This is a genomic window from Imperialibacter roseus, assembly GCF_032999765.1.
Taxonomy (GTDB): domain Bacteria; phylum Bacteroidota; class Bacteroidia; order Cytophagales; family Cyclobacteriaceae; genus Imperialibacter; species Imperialibacter roseus.
This window is the reverse complement of sequence record NZ_CP136051.1, coordinates 1,889,246-1,907,662: the sequence shown is the minus strand read 5'-3', so window position 1 is coordinate 1,907,662 and position 18,417 is coordinate 1,889,246. Positions and strand designations below refer to the sequence as shown.

General features: G+C 47.5%; 14 protein-coding genes. 7 read left to right on the top strand and 7 right to left on the bottom strand.

The window, feature by feature from the left end; all coding sequences use genetic code 11:
* Positions 1-47: 47 nt before the first annotated feature.
* A complete protein-coding gene (locus tag RT717_RS08195) occupies positions 48-632 on the bottom strand; it encodes a Uma2 family endonuclease (protein ID WP_317491250.1) in 585 nt (194 codons plus the stop codon).
* Between the two features lie 64 nt (positions 633-696).
* On the opposite strand from RT717_RS08195, the gene RT717_RS08190 reads away from it, so the two are divergent.
* The 4 genes from RT717_RS08190 to RT717_RS08175 all read left to right on the top strand — a co-directional run bounded on the left by RT717_RS08190 (position 697) and on the right by RT717_RS08175 (position 5,453).
* The gene (locus tag RT717_RS08190; protein WP_317491249.1) at positions 697-1,908 is read left to right on the top strand and encodes a DUF3179 domain-containing (seleno)protein; all 1,212 of its coding nucleotides are present in this window, start codon (positions 697-699) and stop codon (positions 1,906-1,908) included.
* 234 nt (positions 1,909-2,142) lie between these two features.
* Positions 2,143-2,634 carry an RNA polymerase sigma factor gene (locus tag RT717_RS08185; protein WP_317491248.1) on the top strand — a complete coding sequence of 164 codons (492 nt, stop codon included), beginning with the start codon at positions 2,143-2,145 and terminating at the stop codon, positions 2,632-2,634.
* Positions 2,618-3,562 carry a FecR family protein gene (locus RT717_RS08180; protein ID WP_317491247.1) on the top strand — a complete coding sequence of 315 codons (945 nt, stop codon included), beginning with the start codon at positions 2,618-2,620 and terminating at the stop codon, positions 3,560-3,562. The genes RT717_RS08185 and RT717_RS08180 overlap by 17 nt, the downstream gene beginning before the upstream one ends.
* 58 nt (positions 3,563-3,620) lie before the next feature.
* Positions 3,621-5,453 (top strand): STN domain-containing protein, encoded by a 1,833-nt coding sequence (locus tag RT717_RS08175; RefSeq protein WP_317491246.1) that lies wholly within the window; start codon positions 3,621-3,623, stop codon positions 5,451-5,453.
* Between the two features lie 43 nt (positions 5,454-5,496).
* Here the strand turns inward: RT717_RS08175 and RT717_RS08170 are convergent, their stop codons facing one another.
* From RT717_RS08170 to RT717_RS08155, 4 genes are all read right to left on the bottom strand, one after another.
* On the bottom strand, positions 5,497-8,589 hold the full coding sequence (locus RT717_RS08170) for an efflux RND transporter permease subunit (protein ID WP_317491245.1): 3,093 nt from the start codon (positions 8,587-8,589) through the stop codon (positions 5,497-5,499).
* 30 nt (positions 8,590-8,619) lie between these two features.
* Complete coding sequence (locus RT717_RS08165; RefSeq protein WP_317491244.1) at positions 8,620-9,669, bottom strand: efflux RND transporter periplasmic adaptor subunit; 1,050 nt, start codon at positions 9,667-9,669, stop codon at positions 8,620-8,622.
* 41 nt (positions 9,670-9,710) lie between these two features.
* Complete coding sequence (locus RT717_RS08160) at positions 9,711-11,102, bottom strand: TolC family protein (RefSeq protein WP_317491243.1); 1,392 nt, start codon at positions 11,100-11,102, stop codon at positions 9,711-9,713.
* Positions 11,103-11,188: 86 nt separating this feature from the next.
* Positions 11,189-11,842, bottom strand: a complete 654-nt coding sequence (locus tag RT717_RS08155) for a TetR/AcrR family transcriptional regulator (RefSeq protein WP_317491242.1) — start codon at positions 11,840-11,842, stop codon at positions 11,189-11,191.
* A gap of 89 nt (positions 11,843-11,931) precedes the next feature.
* Between RT717_RS08155 and RT717_RS08150 the strand changes: the two genes are divergently transcribed.
* From RT717_RS08150 to RT717_RS08140, 3 genes are all read left to right on the top strand, one after another.
* On the top strand, positions 11,932-12,360 hold the full coding sequence (locus RT717_RS08150; RefSeq protein ID WP_317491241.1) for a response regulator transcription factor: 429 nt from the start codon (positions 11,932-11,934) through the stop codon (positions 12,358-12,360).
* Between the two features lie 113 nt (positions 12,361-12,473).
* Entirely contained in the window at positions 12,474-13,007 is a 534-nt protein-coding gene (locus RT717_RS08145; protein ID WP_317491240.1) for a DUF4199 domain-containing protein, read from the top strand.
* Between the two features lie 27 nt (positions 13,008-13,034).
* A complete protein-coding gene (locus RT717_RS08140; protein WP_317491239.1) occupies positions 13,035-13,406 on the top strand; it encodes a VOC family protein in 372 nt (123 codons plus the stop codon).
* Between the two features lie 187 nt (positions 13,407-13,593).
* Here RT717_RS08140 and RT717_RS08135 read toward each other — a convergent pair whose 3' ends face one another.
* Together RT717_RS08135 and RT717_RS08130 are read right to left on the bottom strand one after the other, a co-directional pair.
* Positions 13,594-15,549: a sialate O-acetylesterase gene (locus RT717_RS08135; protein ID WP_317491238.1), complete on the bottom strand. Its 1,956-nt coding sequence runs from the start codon at positions 15,547-15,549 to the stop codon at positions 13,594-13,596.
* Positions 15,550-15,553: 4 nt separating this feature from the next.
* On the bottom strand, positions 15,554-18,409 hold the full coding sequence (locus tag RT717_RS08130; protein ID WP_317491237.1) for a glycosyl hydrolase: 2,856 nt from the start codon (positions 18,407-18,409) through the stop codon (positions 15,554-15,556).
* Positions 18,410-18,417 lie beyond the last annotated feature (8 nt).

Genomic DNA, 18,417 nt, shown 5'->3' with positions numbered 1-18,417 from the left:
CATTTTGATCAATTAATGGAAACTGGTAACCAGGCCAGTTTCCATTTTTATACCTTCAATTCCTTCAAATCGAGCTCAAACCCTGGCAGTACCGCTCCCCCACTCACACTTTTATCAAATCCTTTAATAACTTCTGGTTCCCGGCCGGGAGAGTAAATAGTCACAGTCTCATTAAAGGGATCAATCAGCCAGCCAAGGCGGCAGCCATTGTTAATCCACTCCTTCATCTTGGCGTCGAGGTTTTTAGGATAGTCACTCTTTGACACCAGCTCTATGATGAAATCTGGCACGAGGTGAGGGAATTTTTCCAGTTCAGCTTTGGATATTGAGGCTAACCTTTCATTACTAACCCAGCCAGCGTCAGGATTACGCATAGCCCCGTTTGGGAGGTAAAAGCCGGTATCTGAATCAACAACTTCCCCCAAACTGTGCGTTGAATTCCAATTACTCAATTGGACAATAATTTTGGCATTCCTGCGCCCCGTGTTGAATCCTGTAGGTGACATAATGACAATTTGACCATCGGGCTCACGCTCAAACTTAATATTCTCGTTTTCCACACAAAAGGTGTAAAACTCCTCGTCTGTCATGGATTCAACCCATTTTCCGCCTATAGTGTACTCGCTAAGCATAAAGCCACATTTGTTTGGTTCAACTAAGTTAATCAAATTAAAGCTTTTATTAACCGATGCAGTTATGAAAACCCTCCTGCTTGTTCTCGGATTTTTTACGCTTATCGTAGCCGAAATATTGAAAGTATACCTCATCATGCCATTTCCTGGGAGTCAGCAGATGAACAGTATTGACTTCGCTTATTTCATGTTTTTTAACATTGGCTATTTTCGCTTAGCGGGGCTTTTAATGATCGCTTATCCTGCCTGGCATTTTCTCAAAACAGGCAAAAAAAGAGTCAAGTTGCTGATTGGTACTTTCATAGTTCTGTACCTGGGCGTTTTTTATGCCGTCAACTTTCGAATGCTGGCTGATAAAATATTCTACCAACCCAATACCGTTTCATTTGTGCCCGCCAGCCAAACGGGCTATGAGATGACTGATCTGGTGCTCGGCGTAGAAATCAATGGCGAGTCCAAAGCTTACCCCATAGAGAACATTGGTTACCATCATCAGGTGAGAGACACAGTTGGTGGCACGCCCGTTATTGTCACCTATTGTACCGTCTGTAGAACGGGACGCATCTTCTCTCCCGAAGTTAATGGGACTCCTGAAACATTTCGTTTAGTTGGCATGGATCACTTCAACGCCATGTTTGAAGACAGCCGCACCCGGTCATGGTGGCGACAGGTAAACGGAGAGGCCGTTGCAGGGCCACTTACAGGCACCACCCTCCCCGAGCTTCCTTCCGAACAAATGGCGCTAGGTGCCTGGCTAAATAAATACCCAGAATCACTGGTGCTTCAACCCGACACAGCCTTTCTGGAGAAGTATGAAAATTTAAAAAACTACGATGAAGGCACCTCAGAGAGCAAGTTGACCGGGAGAGATACGGCTTCGTGGGCCGATAAGTCCTGGGTTATTGGCGTGACGCTGGATGAGAAAGCAAAGGCTTATGACTGGAATGAATTGATTAAAACCAGACTGATCAACGACACCATTTCCTCCACGAGCCTGCTTATTGCCCTGGAGCCTGACAGTCTTTCGTTTCACGCCTGGGAACGTGACACATTGGTATTTTCGCTCAGCGACACTACGAACTTTATAGTAGACAAAAACACTGGTTCAGAATGGAATTGGAAGGGTGAGTGTGTGCGTGGCATGCTTTCTGGTGCTCAACTGAAATGGGTTCTGGCTTATCAGGAGTTCTGGCATTCCTGGAAAACTTTTCATCATCGAACCCGAACCTATCGTTATCGAAAACCAGGACAAGCGCATTTAAAACAAATTAGATAAATTATTTTCAAAGCTGTTTTTCCACCCCATCCCTAAAGGGTGAGCCTGACCGGCCGTAACAGCTTTGAAATTCTTCTTTTCCGCCAATCGGCGGATTAGGGTAAAAAAGAAGAATTTCAAAGTTGAATAGTTTTAAATGCGTTTGCTCTGTATCCATAACCTTCAGTGCGCACAAAACAGAAATTCTTTTTAACAACCTGTAATTATCGTATTAGTTAGTCGTCATTTTATCGAATGACCCGGGAGGAATTTAAATCAGCTATTGTACCACTGCAGCAGCCCTTCTACAGGCTTGCCAGGTGGCTTATGAACAACGATGAAGATGCCGAGGACATTTCCCAGGAAATCATTCTGCGGCTATGGAAAATGCGTGACCGAGTCTCCGACTACAACAACATAAAAGCTTTTGGGTTGAAGATGACCCGCAATTTGTGCCTGGATCACTTGAAAAAAAAGGGCCGCAATTCGGTGGAGTTTCAGGCGTCTCACGACAACGGACATTCTACTGATGAAAATAGAATTGAGGCCTCCGATCATCTGAATCTTGTAAGACAACTTATCCGGCAGCTACCTGAGAGCCAGCAGCTTGTGCTGCAGCTAAGGGGTGTGGAAGAGTTGGAAATTGACGAAATTGCCGAAGTAGCCGACATGACTCCCAACAATGTGCGTGTGGTGCTTTCCAGGGCAAGGAAAAAACTGAAAGAGCAGTATGAAAAATACCAATAAAACCGACCAAAAAGAATTGCTCGAAAAATTCTACAACGGCGAAACTTCGCTGGATGAAGAAAAGTTGCTGGAAACTGGCGATAATCAGTTAAATCCTGAAAAGGATTTATTTAGGTTCTTTGAGTCCGAAAGAAAAGTGGCGCCTCCCTCCTTTCCTCTGGAAAAGCTGGAGGGAAGGCACTCCTTTCTTTTTGCAGCCAAAATTGCAGCTTCACTGGCCCTGCTTGTTTTGTTCGGCTACGTGTTTTTCAACTATTTTTCGAAAGACGCTGAACCTGTTCGGTGGGTAGAGGTCAAAACTGAAACTGATCAAAAAATAATCAACCTCAGCGACGGCAGCATTGTCACACTAAACAAAAGCGGCAGTCTGAAATATCAGGAAGGTTTTGCAGACCGATTAGTCTACCTAGAAGGGGAAGCCTTTTTTGACGTGAAAAGGGATGAAGCCAGTCCCTTCAAGGTGTTTACCGGTAAGGCAACAACGGAGGTGTTGGGCACGTCCTTTTACCTCAGATGGCTCCCCGGCTCAGCCAAAGTCGAACTGGAAGTGAGCGAAGGGAAAGTCGCTTTTTCATCGCATGACCGGAATTTGAATGAGCGGGTCTTTGTGGTGGCAGGAGAAAGGGCAGTATATGATGAGCAGTCAAATACCATTCGGCGTTTTGAGTCGTTTGACCCCAACCTGATTGCCTGGAAGACCAGGCAGCTCCAGTTCGAAGATGCACCTTTGAAGAAGCTTTTGGAGGATTCAGAAGGATACTTTGATGTTGAGTTTGCCTTCGAAGAGGCGGTCATCTCCAATTGCCGGTTTAGCGGTACATTTGACCACCCAACCCTGGAACAGCTGCTGGATGCTTTAAAATACGTACTCAATATTAGCTACGAAATGCAAAACGGTAAAGTGATTCTTAAAGGCAGTGGTTGCTAAAAGGCTTATAGACTGGGCCCTGATTTTTCTCGCTCTGATGCTGTTTCAATTCAGAGCCATGGGGCAGTCTGTCTCAATCGATTCCGCTCTTACGCACATCAGCAAGCGGTTTCAGGTAAATTTCCTCTATAGCAAAAACTTCTTGCCCACTCGCCAAATAGGCAACGTAGAAACAGCAGCCTCCCTCACAGAAGCACTGGACAAGCTGAGCATTGAAACATCCCTGGAATACACAATAAGTGGCAGCACCGTGCTGCTCAGGCCAAAATCAGAGGACAAGACGAAAGCTGTGACAGCGGGCAAACCTAAGACGCAACCTGCTCCGAATCCTTATGATTGGCCATTTGGCTACAAAGACCTCAACTTCAGAAAAAAGAGCATCCCCTCCCACTCGCTGTTTGACAAGCAAAAATATACAACACTTCGGTTACACCCCGATTTCTTTCCAATCGAAAAACAAGCTGAGTCCGATGAAAGCATGCCCGACGTAAGAAGGCCCGTTCAACTGACTCCGGTTTATGCTGACGAACCAATGCCCTACGCTTTTATGGGACAACCGGAAGCTTCCAAAGACTCAACTAATACGCTGCTGGCTAGTGCTGAGCCGTCGCAGCTTGTGGAAAGCCAGGCACTTTTTAAATACCGGCTTTTCAACGTATCGCTGGCCCCGGGCCTTGGTACCAACGGCCTCAATCCGGGAAATTCTTACAACGGTATTTCCGTCAACCTTACTGTCGACTATTCCGCTGGCAGCAACATTTTTGGGTTGGCCGGATTCTCCAACTTCAGCAAGCGCAATACCTATGGCTTTCAACTGGCTGGCGTACTAAATGTGGTAGGCGGCGACATGCAGCAGCAAAAACGCTATACCAGGGCAGAGCTCGAAGCGCTTAAATCCCCGTTTCTTGGTATACAAGCAGCAGGACTTGCTAACCTGGTTACCGGCTCGGTCACTGGCTTCCAGGCATCGTCTCTCATCAACATGGCGGGCAGCGGCGTTGTTGGCTGGCAGCTGAGTGGTGTGGCGAATATGACGGCCAATAATCTCCACGGGCTGCAGACGGCCGGCTTTTTCAATTACACAGGTCGCTTTGTCACCGGCGTGCAGCTGGCAGCTGTGAACTACGCCCGGGGAGACCTCTTTGGAGCGCAGATTGGCGTGGTGAACAGAAACAAAAGCATGAACGGTCCCAATTCCGTCGATTCCGAAACCCATGGGCTACAATTTGGTACTGTCAATTTCTCAAACAGAATGGGCGGCTACCAAATCGGTTTGTTCAACAAGGCTCAAAAATCCAATGGCTTGCAATTTGCCCTCGTCAATGTGTCGAAGGAATCAGCTGGCCATCAATTTGGATTGGTCAACGTTTTTGGAGAAAATAGAGGGTGGGCCTTTGGACTGGTCAATGTTGGTCCCCGCATTACAGGTCGTGTTTGGGCCAACGAAACGTTTCAGGCTAACGCTGGAATCGCCACTGGCTCTGAGAGAATAGCCAACACGGTTTTCTATAGCCGCAACTTTTTTATTCCCGGCAACCAATCGATCTGGCCAAAGCAAGCCTGGGGCTATGGTGTGAGCAAAGGCTTATTGTTCAACCCACACGACTTTCAAAAATTGGCATTCAAAGACTACAGGATCAATGTATCGTGGGTCAATTTTGATGGAGTGGACAAGCAGCCGTTCAATCTGATGCTTAATCCCCATCTGGTATATGGAAGAAAAATGGATTGGTCGATGTACTTTGTGATTGGTGCAGGCGTAAACGCCTGGTGGACGCCTAACTTCAATAGCTACAAACTCTCCTACCTGGAAGTGGCCACCATCAGCGAGCCTAACTACGTGTGGAAATTCTGGCCCAGCTTGACCATGAGTTTGGAGTTCATGGATTAGTAAAAAGCCCCCGGGCTCTGACGAACCGGGAGGCTTACCTGATTTATACTGGTACTGGCACCATCCCCATTCCTTCTTCCGGAGTTGGCCTCTTCTCCACCACAATGCTTGGAGGCAGTAATTTATAAAGTACCGGCGTCACAATTCGTGACAGGATCGTTGAGCTGATCAATCCGCCAATAAGTACAATAGCGAGCGGCGAGTACAAAGGATTCCCTTCCAAAGCCAGGGGAGTCAAACCACCAATGGCCGTAAGTGAGGTGAGCACAATAGGCACAAACCTTACCTCGCCTGCCTCCCGAATGGCCTTATTGAGTTCCATACCTTCCCTTCTTAGCTGATTGGTGAAGTCAACAAGTAGGATTGAGTTTTTCACTTCTATGCCCACAAGGGCAATCAAGCCTACTGTGGCTGTAAAAGAGAAAGTATAGCCTGTTATCAACAGCATGAGTATTGCTCCTATAATTCCCAAAGGAATGACCGACAGCACAATCAGTGAACTTTTGAAGGTACCAAACTCCAGCACCAGAATGCCCATAAAGCCGAAGGCTGTGATAAGAATAATGGTACCGAGTCCTCCAAAGCTTTCCTCTTTGCTCTCCTGCTCACCTGCGGCTTTGTAGGTGTAGCCCTGAGGAAAATCAAACTGATCCATATCGGCAACTACCTCCTGGGTTACGGCTTCCACCAGGTAGTTACTTTCCACAAAAGCTGTCACCGTGGCAAACCGCTCCTTATCATAGTGTTTCACCAGGTTGGTGCTCGTTTCAAACTCCAGCGAAGCCAGCTGACTGAGGGGCACCGATGCTCCTTTGTAGCTATTCACATACACCCTGTCAAATACTGACATGTCAGTAATGCTGCCTTTCGGCACGGTCACCAACAAATTATATTCCTTGCCGTTATCGTCCGTAAAGTCACCAACGGTAAGGCCAGCTACCGCCATGCGAATAGCCTTATCTACCTCAGCAAGTGGCACGCCAAGCATGCCCGCCTTGTCCTTGTTGATACGGAATCGCAGGTCAGTTTTCAAAGTGGCCAGCGGGTTGTTCACATAAATGGTTCCCGGAGTATCCTTCAATATTTTCTCCACCTGTAGCGTCAGGCTCCTTAAAGTATCCAGGTTTTCTCCAAACACTCTGATGGCAATGGGCGCTTCAATTGGGGGACCTTGCTCGAAGTCCTTCACTTCAATTTTAGCATTGGGGTAATATAGAAAGCGTTCACGCAATCCATCGATGGTCTTAATTTTCTCTTCTGGCCTGATATCGTTTTCGAGTTGCACATAGAACTGTGCGAAATTGGAAGCTTCGGCCTTTGGCACCACGTTGTAGTAGATCATCGGATTACCCTTGCCGACGTTGGTAGTGTAGAAGGTAATAGTCGGCTCTTCCGCCAGCGCCTTTTCAACGTACCGGGCCACATTGTCAGTCTCCTGCAAGCTGGTACCCACTGGCGTTTCAATATTCACCAGAAACTGGGGCTTTTCTGAAGCCGGGAATAAGCTAAAGCCAACTGATGGCACCAAAGCCAACGCACCCAGAAAGATCAGAAAGGCAATGCCCAGGGTAGCCCATGGTCGCATGAGTGCTTTGTCCAGCAACTTTGAGTATGAGCCGCTAATCAATCTTTTCAAAGCACGGAAAAAAATGTTTCCTTCTGAAGAAGTGTGGGTTTTCAATATCCTGCTGGAAAGGAAGGGCACAATGGTGAGCGATACGAAAAGGGATGCAATCACCGTAGTAACCACTGCCATGGGCAGGTTACGGATAAAGTCGCCAGCCGCCTCAGGGAGGAAAAGTAGAGGCAAAAAGGCGAAAATCAACGTAGCCGTACATCCAACCACTGCCAGACCAATCTGTTTGGTGGCTTCAATGGCGGCCTCTTTTTTACCATATCCTTCACGAAGGTACCGTTCAATATTCTCCACTACCACGATACTGTCATCAACCAGAATCCCCAGCGCCACAATAAGACCGACAATGCTCAGCTGATTGATGGTGTAGCCCAGCGTATCGAGCATGAAAAGGCCAATGGCGAGAGAAAGAGGAATAGAAACCATCACCACTATGGCCGCTCTGTAACCAAGTGGCAGCAACGTGATTGACACTAAAAGGATAGCGATGATGAAATCTTTCACAAAACGGCTGAGTCGACGATCGACGCTGGTAGCCTGGTCAAAGTTTTGAACCAGCTCCATGTTCGATGGGAGCTCTGCCTTAAACTTATCTACCACAGGCTGGTAGACCGCCTGCACTTTGAAAATGTTTTGTCCCTCCTTCTGGGCCGCAGTCACAAGCACTGCTCTCTTGCCGTTGAGCCGGGTCAGGTGGTTTTCTTCCTCGTAGTCAAAAGCCACGTCGGCGATGTCCTTCAGGTACACCACCTTATCGGCGGCTGAGTAAACTATCGTGTTTTGCACCTCCTCCAGGCTGGTATAGCTCCCGCTGGTTTTGATATTGAACCTTCTCGTACCAGCGTTGACGCTCCCTCCGGGCATGTTTACATTTTCACTTTGAATGGCGCCGAGGACATTGTTCAATGGAATGTGAGCCGCCGCCATTTTTTCCAGGTTCAACGAGATTTTCACCGCTGTTTCGGGGAAACCCCAACCTTCCACTTTCTTCAAAGCTTTTACCTCCTCCAGCCGCTCTTTCAATTCGTCAGCCTGGGCTTCCAGCTGCCGGTAGGTAGCTGTTTCGGATACTAAAGCGATTTGCAGAATATTAACATCTGTAGGCGTAAACCTGCGAATTTCTATGCTGAATATGTCGGCCGGCAACTCCTGCTGCACCGTGTTCATCTCCCTGATTACTTCCTGGTAGGCATCGTCGGGGTCAATTTCGTACTTATAGTCGATGCGCATCACTACCAGTCCATCGTCTACATTACTGACGATTTTCTTTACGTCCTCCAGCTCGCTCATCTTCTTTTCGATGGGGTCAACCACAAGCTCTTCCATGTCCACGGGGCTCGTGCCAGGATAAACCACTACCAGTGCAAAACTGGGCGACTCAAACTCCGGGTCTTCACCTCTGGGCATGTTGAACAGGGAGTTCAGCCCTAACCCTATAACCATGGCAAAAACGATAAGGGTGAACTGGTAATTTTTTACTGAGAATTCTGATATCTTCATTTTTGTTGTTCTTTGCTCTCCCGTAAAAAATTATTGAACTACCATGATGGTTGACGCCTCATTGAGGTAGGCAGATCCAGCCGAAACTACCTGAGCAGTATGCTCCAGACCGCTGCTGATAGCCACATCCTTTTCGGTAAAATAGGCAACGCTCACAGGCTGCTTTTTAACCGTATTGCCCTTTGCAGGCACATAAACAAAAGCCTGGCTGCCGTTTCCTTCTATAATCGATTCGATCGGTATCAGGTTTACCTGATGGGTTTTTGAAGGAGAAATCACAACACTCCCCACAAGGCCATTGGCTAGTAACTGATCTTTTCCAACTTCCAGCTGAAGTTCCGCCTGATAGGTGCCATTCATTGGATCGGCCCCCTGCGCCAACCTGATGACGGAAGCTTCAACGACCTGGTCTCCCAGGTGGTCGAAATGCACAACCGCTTTGTCTCCGATGTTAAGCCTGGCCCAATCCCTGTCGGCCACACCCGCCTTTAGCACCCAGGTCGACTGGTTCCTGGCACTAAGCGAAAAGACTGGATTGCCACCACTGATCATCTCGCCTTCGTTGGCCCATTTTTTTAGCACTACGCCATCAAAGCCAGCCCTGATTTGGGAGTTAGTAAGGTTATAAGAGACAATGCTGTAGCTCTCCTTTGCATTTTCATAAACAGTGGTGATGTTTTGGAATTGCTCCAGCGTAGCCGCTGAGTCAGCCAACAGTCCTTTGAAACGCTCAAGGTCTCTGGTGGCTTTTTCAAGGCCATTTTTAGCCTGCACCACCTGAGCCTGGATTTCGGTAAGGTTTAGTGAAGCCAGAAGCTGATCCTTTTTTACCCGATCACCCACTTTTACATAGGTTCTCTGAATGATGCCTCCCGTTTTGAACGCCAGCGTGCTTTCCGTTTCAGAGGAAACCAAACCACTGGTGCGAACCGGCTTGGCCACCTTCTCTGACTTAACACTGTCGAGGCGAACCGCCACCACATTTTTGTCTATTTGCATCTCAGATGCTTTGTTCTGCGTGCAGGCAGACAGCACCCATGCAGACAGAATAATGATTGTTGGAGTAATGAAATTCTTCATGGTATTGATGATTGAGTCTCTTTCTTAAAAAAATGGATTGACTATAAGCTGCTAATTACTTTATCGACTTCATTTACGCTCTTGAGCAGGTTGTATTTGGCGATGCTGTAGCTCAGGCGGGCGTTTGTGTAGTTCAGTTGCGATTGCTGGAACTCCAGCGGCAGTACCTGGTTTTGCTGGAACCTCGACTGTGTGATTTTAAAAGCACTTTCCGAGGTTTTCAATGCGTACTCAGCACTGGAAAGGTTGTTAGCTGCCGAGCGGGCCTCCTCGTATGCCTGAATCACCTGTAGTTCTATCTGCTTTTTCAGCTGTTCTTCCTGGGTTTCGAGCGTTGTTTTCTGCAACACTGCCGACTGGTATTTTGCCTTGCGGGCTCCCCCCTTAAAAAGATCCCACTGCAGGCTGAAAATGAGCATGCTGAACTGCTGATCGCCGTTGAATTTGTAGTCAAATCCCTGGTAGCCCAAATCACCTATTACGGCCAGGTTGGGCATGATCCGGTTGGCTTCGTTCAGCTTGACGAGGTAATTAGTCGCCTCCTGGGCCTGCTGTACCTGCTGCAGTTCGTTTCGCTGCTGCAAAGCGAGCTCCGTAAGATTGCCGCTATTCTCGACTATTGCCTGAGGCAATGCAAAATCACCCGAAAATTGAGAGTCTACCTCAATCTCTGCATCAAGCTCTTTGTTAAGTAAAAAATTGAAGAAGGCCCTTGCCAAATGCTCATTTTTTCTGGCATCGTTTAGCTGGGTGTCCATTTTGCTTCTTTCCAGTTGGGCATTATACACCGCATCTTTGGTCACAAGCTGTGCATCAAAAAAGCTTTGCGTTACACGCACCTGCTCATCGAGCAAGTTCAAAGAGCTTTCATAAATTCTGATCGCCTCAACAGACTGAAGGTAGCTGAAGTAGGCCTCCCTCACAGTGCCTTTTAGCTGAGTTTCATAAGCTTGTCTTTTGGCCTGCTGCACAGTGACCATTTGCTGCTGCGCCTTGTAGCCATACCAGATGTCTGAATTGAAAAGCGGCTGAACCACCCGTAGCTTGGTTTCATGAAAGCGGTTGGGCAGGAACTGAATCTCCTCATTGTTCACCTGCGGAAACTGCTGCGAATCGGTCAACTGGTTCAGCGTTGTGTAGACTGGGTTCAGCAGGTCTCCAATGGGAAAGCTGATTTTCCTACCCCCTTGCGCCAGCGAATAAGTAGCGCTAATACCCGCAGAAGGCATGAAAAGTGCTTTTGATTGTGCAAGACTCTGAAGACTCTGTTCATACGCCAGGTTCTCCTGTTTCAATGTCAGGTTGGCAGCAAGGGCCTCAGCCACATACTGATCCAGGACTCCCCCTGTCTCAGTTACCTCACTTTGACGGGCAGATGTCGCCATACCCATCAAAATCAAAACGCTGGTTAATAGTGTCACTTTGATGTACATACATTATTTAATTAACAGTGTTAACTGCAAGTTCAAAAAAATGGTCAGGAGGGTGACCTGACCAGGCTCTATTATTTTGGAGTCGTCTACTTTTCGACCGACTTAAAGTTCCTAATCATCAACTGGAAAGCCTCGTAGGCATCAGTGATGTACTGTTCACGTTCCACCTCCTGATAAAGTTTCATTCTGTCACATATTTGAAGTGACACAAGGCCATGGACAAAACTCCAGATCATCAAAGCCGCAGCCCTCATGGTGATTCCCTGCAAATACCCCTGTTCCTGGCATTCAATAACAACTTGCTCAAGGAAGGCATGCGCATTGTGACCAGCCTCCCAGGTTTCGTCTGTTTCGGTGGTACACAAAGGATCCTTCACAAGGAACATCAACTGGTAATAATCAGGGTTTTCAATGGCAAAACGGATATACCGAAGACCCATTTGATACATTCTTTCCATTGGGTCTTTCACTTCCAATAAGGGCCTGAACTCGTATGCAAGCATCCTGAAGCCTTCAAGGTGCAAAGCATAGAATAATTCATTCTTGTCCTTGAAATAGAGATAAATGGTCGTGGGACTGTACTCTATGGCATCGGCGATGTTTCTCATGCTCACTTTATCGAAACCATGTTCTGCAAACAGCTTATTCGCCGTTTTTAGAATCAACTCCTTCATCTCTTCTTTCTCTCGTTCTCTGCGCTCTGATATACCCATGATACTTTTAAATAACGGAACAAACATAATTAACGGTGTTAAGTAAAACAAGTTTCGTAATTTTTTTCTTCAAAAAAACTTACTTTCAAGACCTAAAAATCAATACATCAAACTCGATGACCAGAACCATCGTCATATACGGTCTGAGCATGGCAGCGCTGCTATTCCTGCTGAAAATGCTGGAATACAGGTTCTTCGTAAGGGATCTGTCGCTTGAGATTTACGTTGGTGCTGTAGCCTTGCTTTTTGTATTGATCGGAGTTTGGGCTGGAGGAAAAATAATAGGCAAACGACGAACCACCGTTATCGTACAGCGAAAGTTTCACCTTAACGAGGACGAACTCAGGAGACTGGAGATCAGCCAGCGTGAGTTGCAAGTATTACAGTTAATGGCTGAAGGCTTCTCGAACCAGGAAATTGCCGACAAACTATTTATTTCCCTCAGCACAGTAAAAACTCATACCGCCAATCTATTTTCCAAACTAGACTCAAGGCGCCGGACGCAGGCTGTTCAAAAAGCAAAGGAGCTCAGCCTCATCCAGTAGCAAACTACCCGTACTTTAGTACTATTATTGGCTGAACTCATAAATTCATACCAAAGTATGAGTGGAAAAATGCCTTTGAACGCTTGTTTTGAGACATCACAAATGACAGAATTATGAGAAAAGTAATTATTACCTACGGATTGATTGCAGGTGCCATTGTAGTGGTGCTTATGTACCTCACCATGCCTATTGGCAAGGAGAACGGAAACTACGACCTCGGCATGGTCCTCGGCTATGTGTCGATGATTGCGGCCTTGTCGATGATTTTCTTTGGCGTGAAGGCGTTTAGAGACAAATACCTGGACGGAAGTATCACCTTTGGAAAAGCCCTGTTAACAGGGCTGGCGATCACTCTCGTGGCAGGAATTGTGTATTGCATTGGCTGGGAAATATACTACAACACCGTTGCCCCCGACTTCATGACCGACTACACCAATTTCTACATCGAAAAAATGAAGGATGAAGGCGCCTCGCAGGCTGAAATTGATGAAATGACAGCTTCGATGGATGCTATGGCTGAAAACTACAAAAATCCAGTCGTTCGGTTTGGCATGACGTTATTGGAAATCTTCCCGGTAGGCCTGGTCATATCACTCGTATGCGCTGCGCTGTTTCGAAGCAAAAACTTCCTTCCTGCTGCTGATTAACTTAAAAACCAATTAATAGAAACAATCATGCAAGAGCAAAAAATTGGACATATCGTGCACTTTGACCTGACAGTGGAAGACCACGAAGGTGTTAGCGAATTCTACAAAGAAGTGGTTGGTTGGGAAAAGCAGGGCCTCGACATGGGCGGCTACCAGGACTACGTGATGAAAGACAAAGAAGGCAACTTCCTGAGCGGCGTTTGCAAAAAGGCGGGAGGAAATGCCAACCTACCCCCCTACTGGCTGATTTATGTTAAAGTAGAAGACCTTGACACCAGCATGGCGAATTGTGAAAAGCTTGGCGGAAAAGTAATTGGAGAGAAAAGAAAATTTGGAGAGAACACCTTCTACTGCCTGATTCAGGACCCGGCTGGCGCTTATATGATGCTGATAAATTGATCTAAAAAGCGTGCCTCCAGCTATCGCTGTGGGCACGGCTCCTTTCAGACTACAAAAGTTTACTAAAGTGCAAAAGCATCAAGCACTGTCAAAAGCCTCCATTAGTAGCTAGCGGTAGCATTTATTCCAAAACTTTTGTAGTCTTCGCTTCCAACCATTACCACCTGGCAGCCATGCCATTTTGCGCTCACTTATTCAACTCAAGCACAAACGGAGAAGCAGCAAGTCCAGCTTTATTAATGATATAGTATTCAGGGTCGTTGCTCCAGTCGAACCGGATTGCCTTCGGCTGGCTGACCTCACTTGATGAAATGTGCAAATCGCTCCCTTTGACCTTTCCTGTCGCACTGACAAACTTTCCGTCTTCACCTGCTATTTCAAAGCTCGCCCCAAGGCCAACCTTATTTTTCTTCAGTTCGATGGCTTCGCCAAAATGGACTACCACAGTATTGCCATCAAGTGAGTACGATTCGTAAGACGGGCCGTTGGCCACAAGAGCCTTATCGTAAGCTACATCTAAGGCCTGCAATGCAAGCCTGCGGCCAAATTCACGCTTGGTCTTCGGATGAACATCGTAAGGATCGCCCAAGTCAATGGATACAACCATGCCCGTGTTGGGCAGCGCCAGCGTTTCCTTCTGCACCTGCCGCAAATAGCTCCAGGAGCTGTTTGGCTTACTGAACTCGTGGGTTTGCTCAGTAGTGGTAATCTGGACAAACAAGAATGGTAACTCGCCAAGCCCCCATTTTTTTCGCCAGTCAGTAATGAGCGACGGAAACATTTCCCCATACAGTTCGGCGTGACCAGCATCAGACTCCCCCTGGTACCAGATGAACCCCTTAATGCCATAATGGATAGCTGGTGCCACCATGCCGTTGTAGAGGTAAGTAGTTTGGTTGTGATGACTTGTGATATAACCAAAATCCCGCAGTTTCTCATTTTTAAATCGCCAATCCTCAGCCAGGGGAATAGAGAGCTTATCCTTTGCTGTTGAGAGAAAATAGGCATCAGCATCCCCCATAAATTTGGTCGTACCAAAAGGCTGGGCCATGCGAATCGTTACCACATTTTTTCCGGGCTTGATCAATCCGGGCGGGATACCCATTTCAACAGGTTGCGAGTACAAAAAAAAGCCAAGTTCCTGTCCGTTTAGATAAATCCAACTTTCCCGATTGAGAAAACCCAATGAGAGCCTGAACGCTCCTTTGGTGAATTTTTCAGGAACCTGTACTTCTTTCCTCAACCAAACTACATTCTCGTAATATGTGCCTTCTTCGAGTGGATTAGTTACACCCCAGTTGGTATCATTGTATTCAGTCGCTGTCTTGGACAGGTCATCCTCATTAGGAAAACTAATGGCAAGTCTTCTGGCAAGCGTATTGTCAAGTGAAATTAACTCTGCTTGCCGCCAAGCTCTTTCATTAAAGTCGTCCGGTGCTGGAGGAATTTCAAGATCCTGTTTGAATTGGCTGGCCGATTCCCTGCTCATCCATGACTTGATGGGCGTTCCTCCCCAGGAGCCGTCGATGACTCCTATCGGAACACTAAGCTCCCCGCTTAATTCCTTTGCGAAGAACCATGCAGTCGAGGAAAAACCAGCTACAGACCCTGGGCTGGCCTCTTGCCAAGCCGATTCTTCAAAATCGCTCAGCTCAACAGGAGACGGCATTTTTGGCACCTTGAATAGTCTGACAGTTGGGTAGTTAGTATCAGTAAGCTCCTCCTCATAATTATTCACCGCCGAATGCGGTATCCACTCCCAGCCGGCAACGGGATGCTCCATATTCGACTGACCTGAAGCAAACCAGACATCGCCAACAAGCACATTGGTAAACGCCAGTTTTTCATCTACTCCTTCCACCTCCAGTTGGTAGGGCCCACCAGCCTCATGAGCAGGTAGCTTTACTTCCCATTTCCCTTTTTCGTCGGCAAATGCAGAAGACATCAAGCCATCCAGTTTCACACTGATCTTTTCGCCAGCGGCGGAAGTGCCCCAGACTGTCATTTCAATTCCTCTTTGCAACACCATGTTGTCAGAGAACAGCTGAGCGCAACTCAGCTGAGCCATTGCCTGGCCTGCGAAAACCATGCAAGCAGCAAGGCAAACCGCTACTATGATCCTATGGCGATGGCGTTCATTCATACTTTCATTTTGAAAGACTGATGGTAACTACCTGAACAGGGCCGAGTAAACCGGACTTTTTCAGCGGCACATCCTTCCACGGAGTCAGGTTCTTATTGGCATTGGTAATGTTGGTATTCGTGAACTGTTCCCCAGTGATGGCATCACCTGTCAATCGGTTCGACCAGGTATTTGCCACCCGTACACTTAGCGTATTTGCCCCCTCTTTGATCATGTCAGTAACATCAAGCCGATAAGGCTTCGTCCACACAATTCCTACTGGCTTACTATTTAACGTTACCTCCGCCATTTCAGCAAGGTCACCCAGGTCAAGGTACACTCGGTTCGCCTCACCACCTGAGCCTGCAAACTCGAATGTCTTATCATACGTGCCGATTCCGGAGTAGTACCTGATGCCATCGGCCTCTGATTGCGTCCAAGAAGTAAGTTGGGGGAAAACAGCTGTGCCAGGCGCTCCCCATGCCTCGTTGAATGAAACGTTCCATTCTCCTTCGATGGTTGTCGACTTTGTCGGGCCACCTGCCGACCTTGAGTAGAAACCATGCGGCGTGTACACAATATCGGTATTTTCGATGCTCCCTTTAGATTTCGCTGGCTGATTAGTGAACACCACAAAGTAGCTCCCGTAAGGTGGGATCGATAATGGCAACAGTGTTACGTTGCCGCTCGCCTCGAACACCGGAATAGACATCATTTCTCCGGTTTTAGGATCCCATAACTCTGGTGCCCTGTTTTGTTGGCGAAAGGATAGTTTTTCAGACACCCAGCTATCGGTAGTGTTTCTGATGAGGTAGAAATCAGCGTCGCCTTTGGCATAGTGGATAAAATCCAGCTTACCGCTAGCCTGGCCTGGATAGGCAAAGTCCGGCACGACCCCTAATCCCCTGAGGGCGTCCTCCGGGGTTTGGTTTGACCTCACCTTACCGCTCGCCCACAATTCGTCCGATCCACTCACTATTTCCTGAGTTGCCTCAGGCTGACGAGCCAATCCATTTGCCTGAGTGGGCTTTCCTCCCACGATCACGGCTCCCGAAGCAGCCAAATCTCTCATTTTGGCTAGCGCAGCAGGGCTCATTTCCGTATTGTTCCCAAGCGCCAGTACCTTGTACCTGCCAACGCCCGGCAGTACAACTTCACCGTTTTCAACAACCAACTCGCTTAGTTTATCAGTATTGATTACTTCGTAGTCGTAACCAGGGCCAGCCGTGAATCTTGTGTTCTTGGGTGGCACCAGGTTGGGCACATCGTCGCCGTAGTAGTACAAAACATCGGCTACAAATTTGGCTTGCTGAAGTATGTAAGAGTTGCGGGCCAGGTAATCATTAAAAGCTTTGGCCATAGGCCACCAAACCCGTTTATCGTTATAGTGAGTGCTCGCCAGGTAAACAATGCCGGGAAAACCAAACTCAGATGGATTGTGCGTAAACCCATGGATCACCAGTCGGTTCATGCCTTCACAAAACGCCCGATCCGCTATAACTTTCAAGTCCTTCGGGCTCTCCTGCCAGTCCCAATAGCTGGTAAAAGCTTCTTCTTCGACAATATTTCGCTGATAGATGTGAGAGGCAGCCGCAATTTCTTTGACCAGCCAGATATAATCTACCACGCTGTCTTCTTTGTAATACTCCCGATTGTACCAGAACTCGCCACGGGGCACGTCCAATGCCCCCAGCGCCTTCAGTGTTTCCACCGGAATGTGGTGCATGTGACCAGGACCACCCGACTCTGATATGATCTCAAGTCCGTGGGCATTACAAATCTCCTTTGATTTGGCGTAATGATTTTGAATCATTAGCTCCGAAAATGTCTTTCTAAAGTCGAATTGAAAGCCATCATTTACCTTCTCCTCGTATAGCTGCTCGTCGTAAATAGCAGGAATAAACTTATTGATCTCATACCCGTGAAGTTTCTTGAACATCTGTGGCAAAGTTGGCGTCCAGGCAAACTCCTTCGCTTCGTAGCTGGCCAGGTAGAGGTTCCTGAGTGCACTTTGCTTAAAGTCACCGACCAGTGGTTTGAGTTTATTGATGAAGTACATCATGTGCATGCGGGTGGCGGCTGAGTCGAAATGGTCGATAATGGGACCATCAGAATTGGGAGACGGCACAATCAACCGTTCGCCTGAATTGGAACAGATGTATCGGTAGATATCCCACTCTCCCTCAGGGGCATCCCACGAAAGGAGTTCCGTGGCAGCATCAAACTGGGCTGATAAATCAAAAATGCGAGAGGTGTCACCGAGGTTTTTTGCCCCTTTTGGGATAGCTACCACTGCGATTTCCTCACTGTACACTGGTCTTCCGCCCGGCAGGTAGTCAATCTTCCTGGGCTTCCCGTTTCTATCAGGGGTTATTTCCGGGAAGGGAAGTTTCATTTTCACTTCTTTTCCACCCTTCAATAATGTTTTGGATGCATAAAGTGTTTTCGAAGCATGTTTTGGTTCCACCCAGGTGCCACCCGCATTCCAGCTACTGGCTACACCCAGCCCGACTTCCAGATCAAGCTTCTTCGCTTCATCCAGCGCCATTTTTATCAAGTGAAGTGATTCTTCTCCCATAAACGGAGGCCCGGCAGGTATGATCCCTTTCTCGTCGCTGGCACGCCGCAAACCAATCTCAAAAATATCCACACCACCAAGGCCAGCGTCTTTGATGGCTCTCAGTTCGGTCTTTAGCCTTACCGAGTCAACATAGCCATTGAGCCACCACCAGTACACTTTGGCCCTGGCTTTGACTGGCGGATTCTGAAAACCCACTCTTAATTCCGTGAGTCCGTCATCAGTGTTTGGCGTTTCACACGCAAAGAGCCCCAGCAACCCTACAAGTAGCGAGGCCGTGATAATATGTACTACATTTTTCATGATAGTTT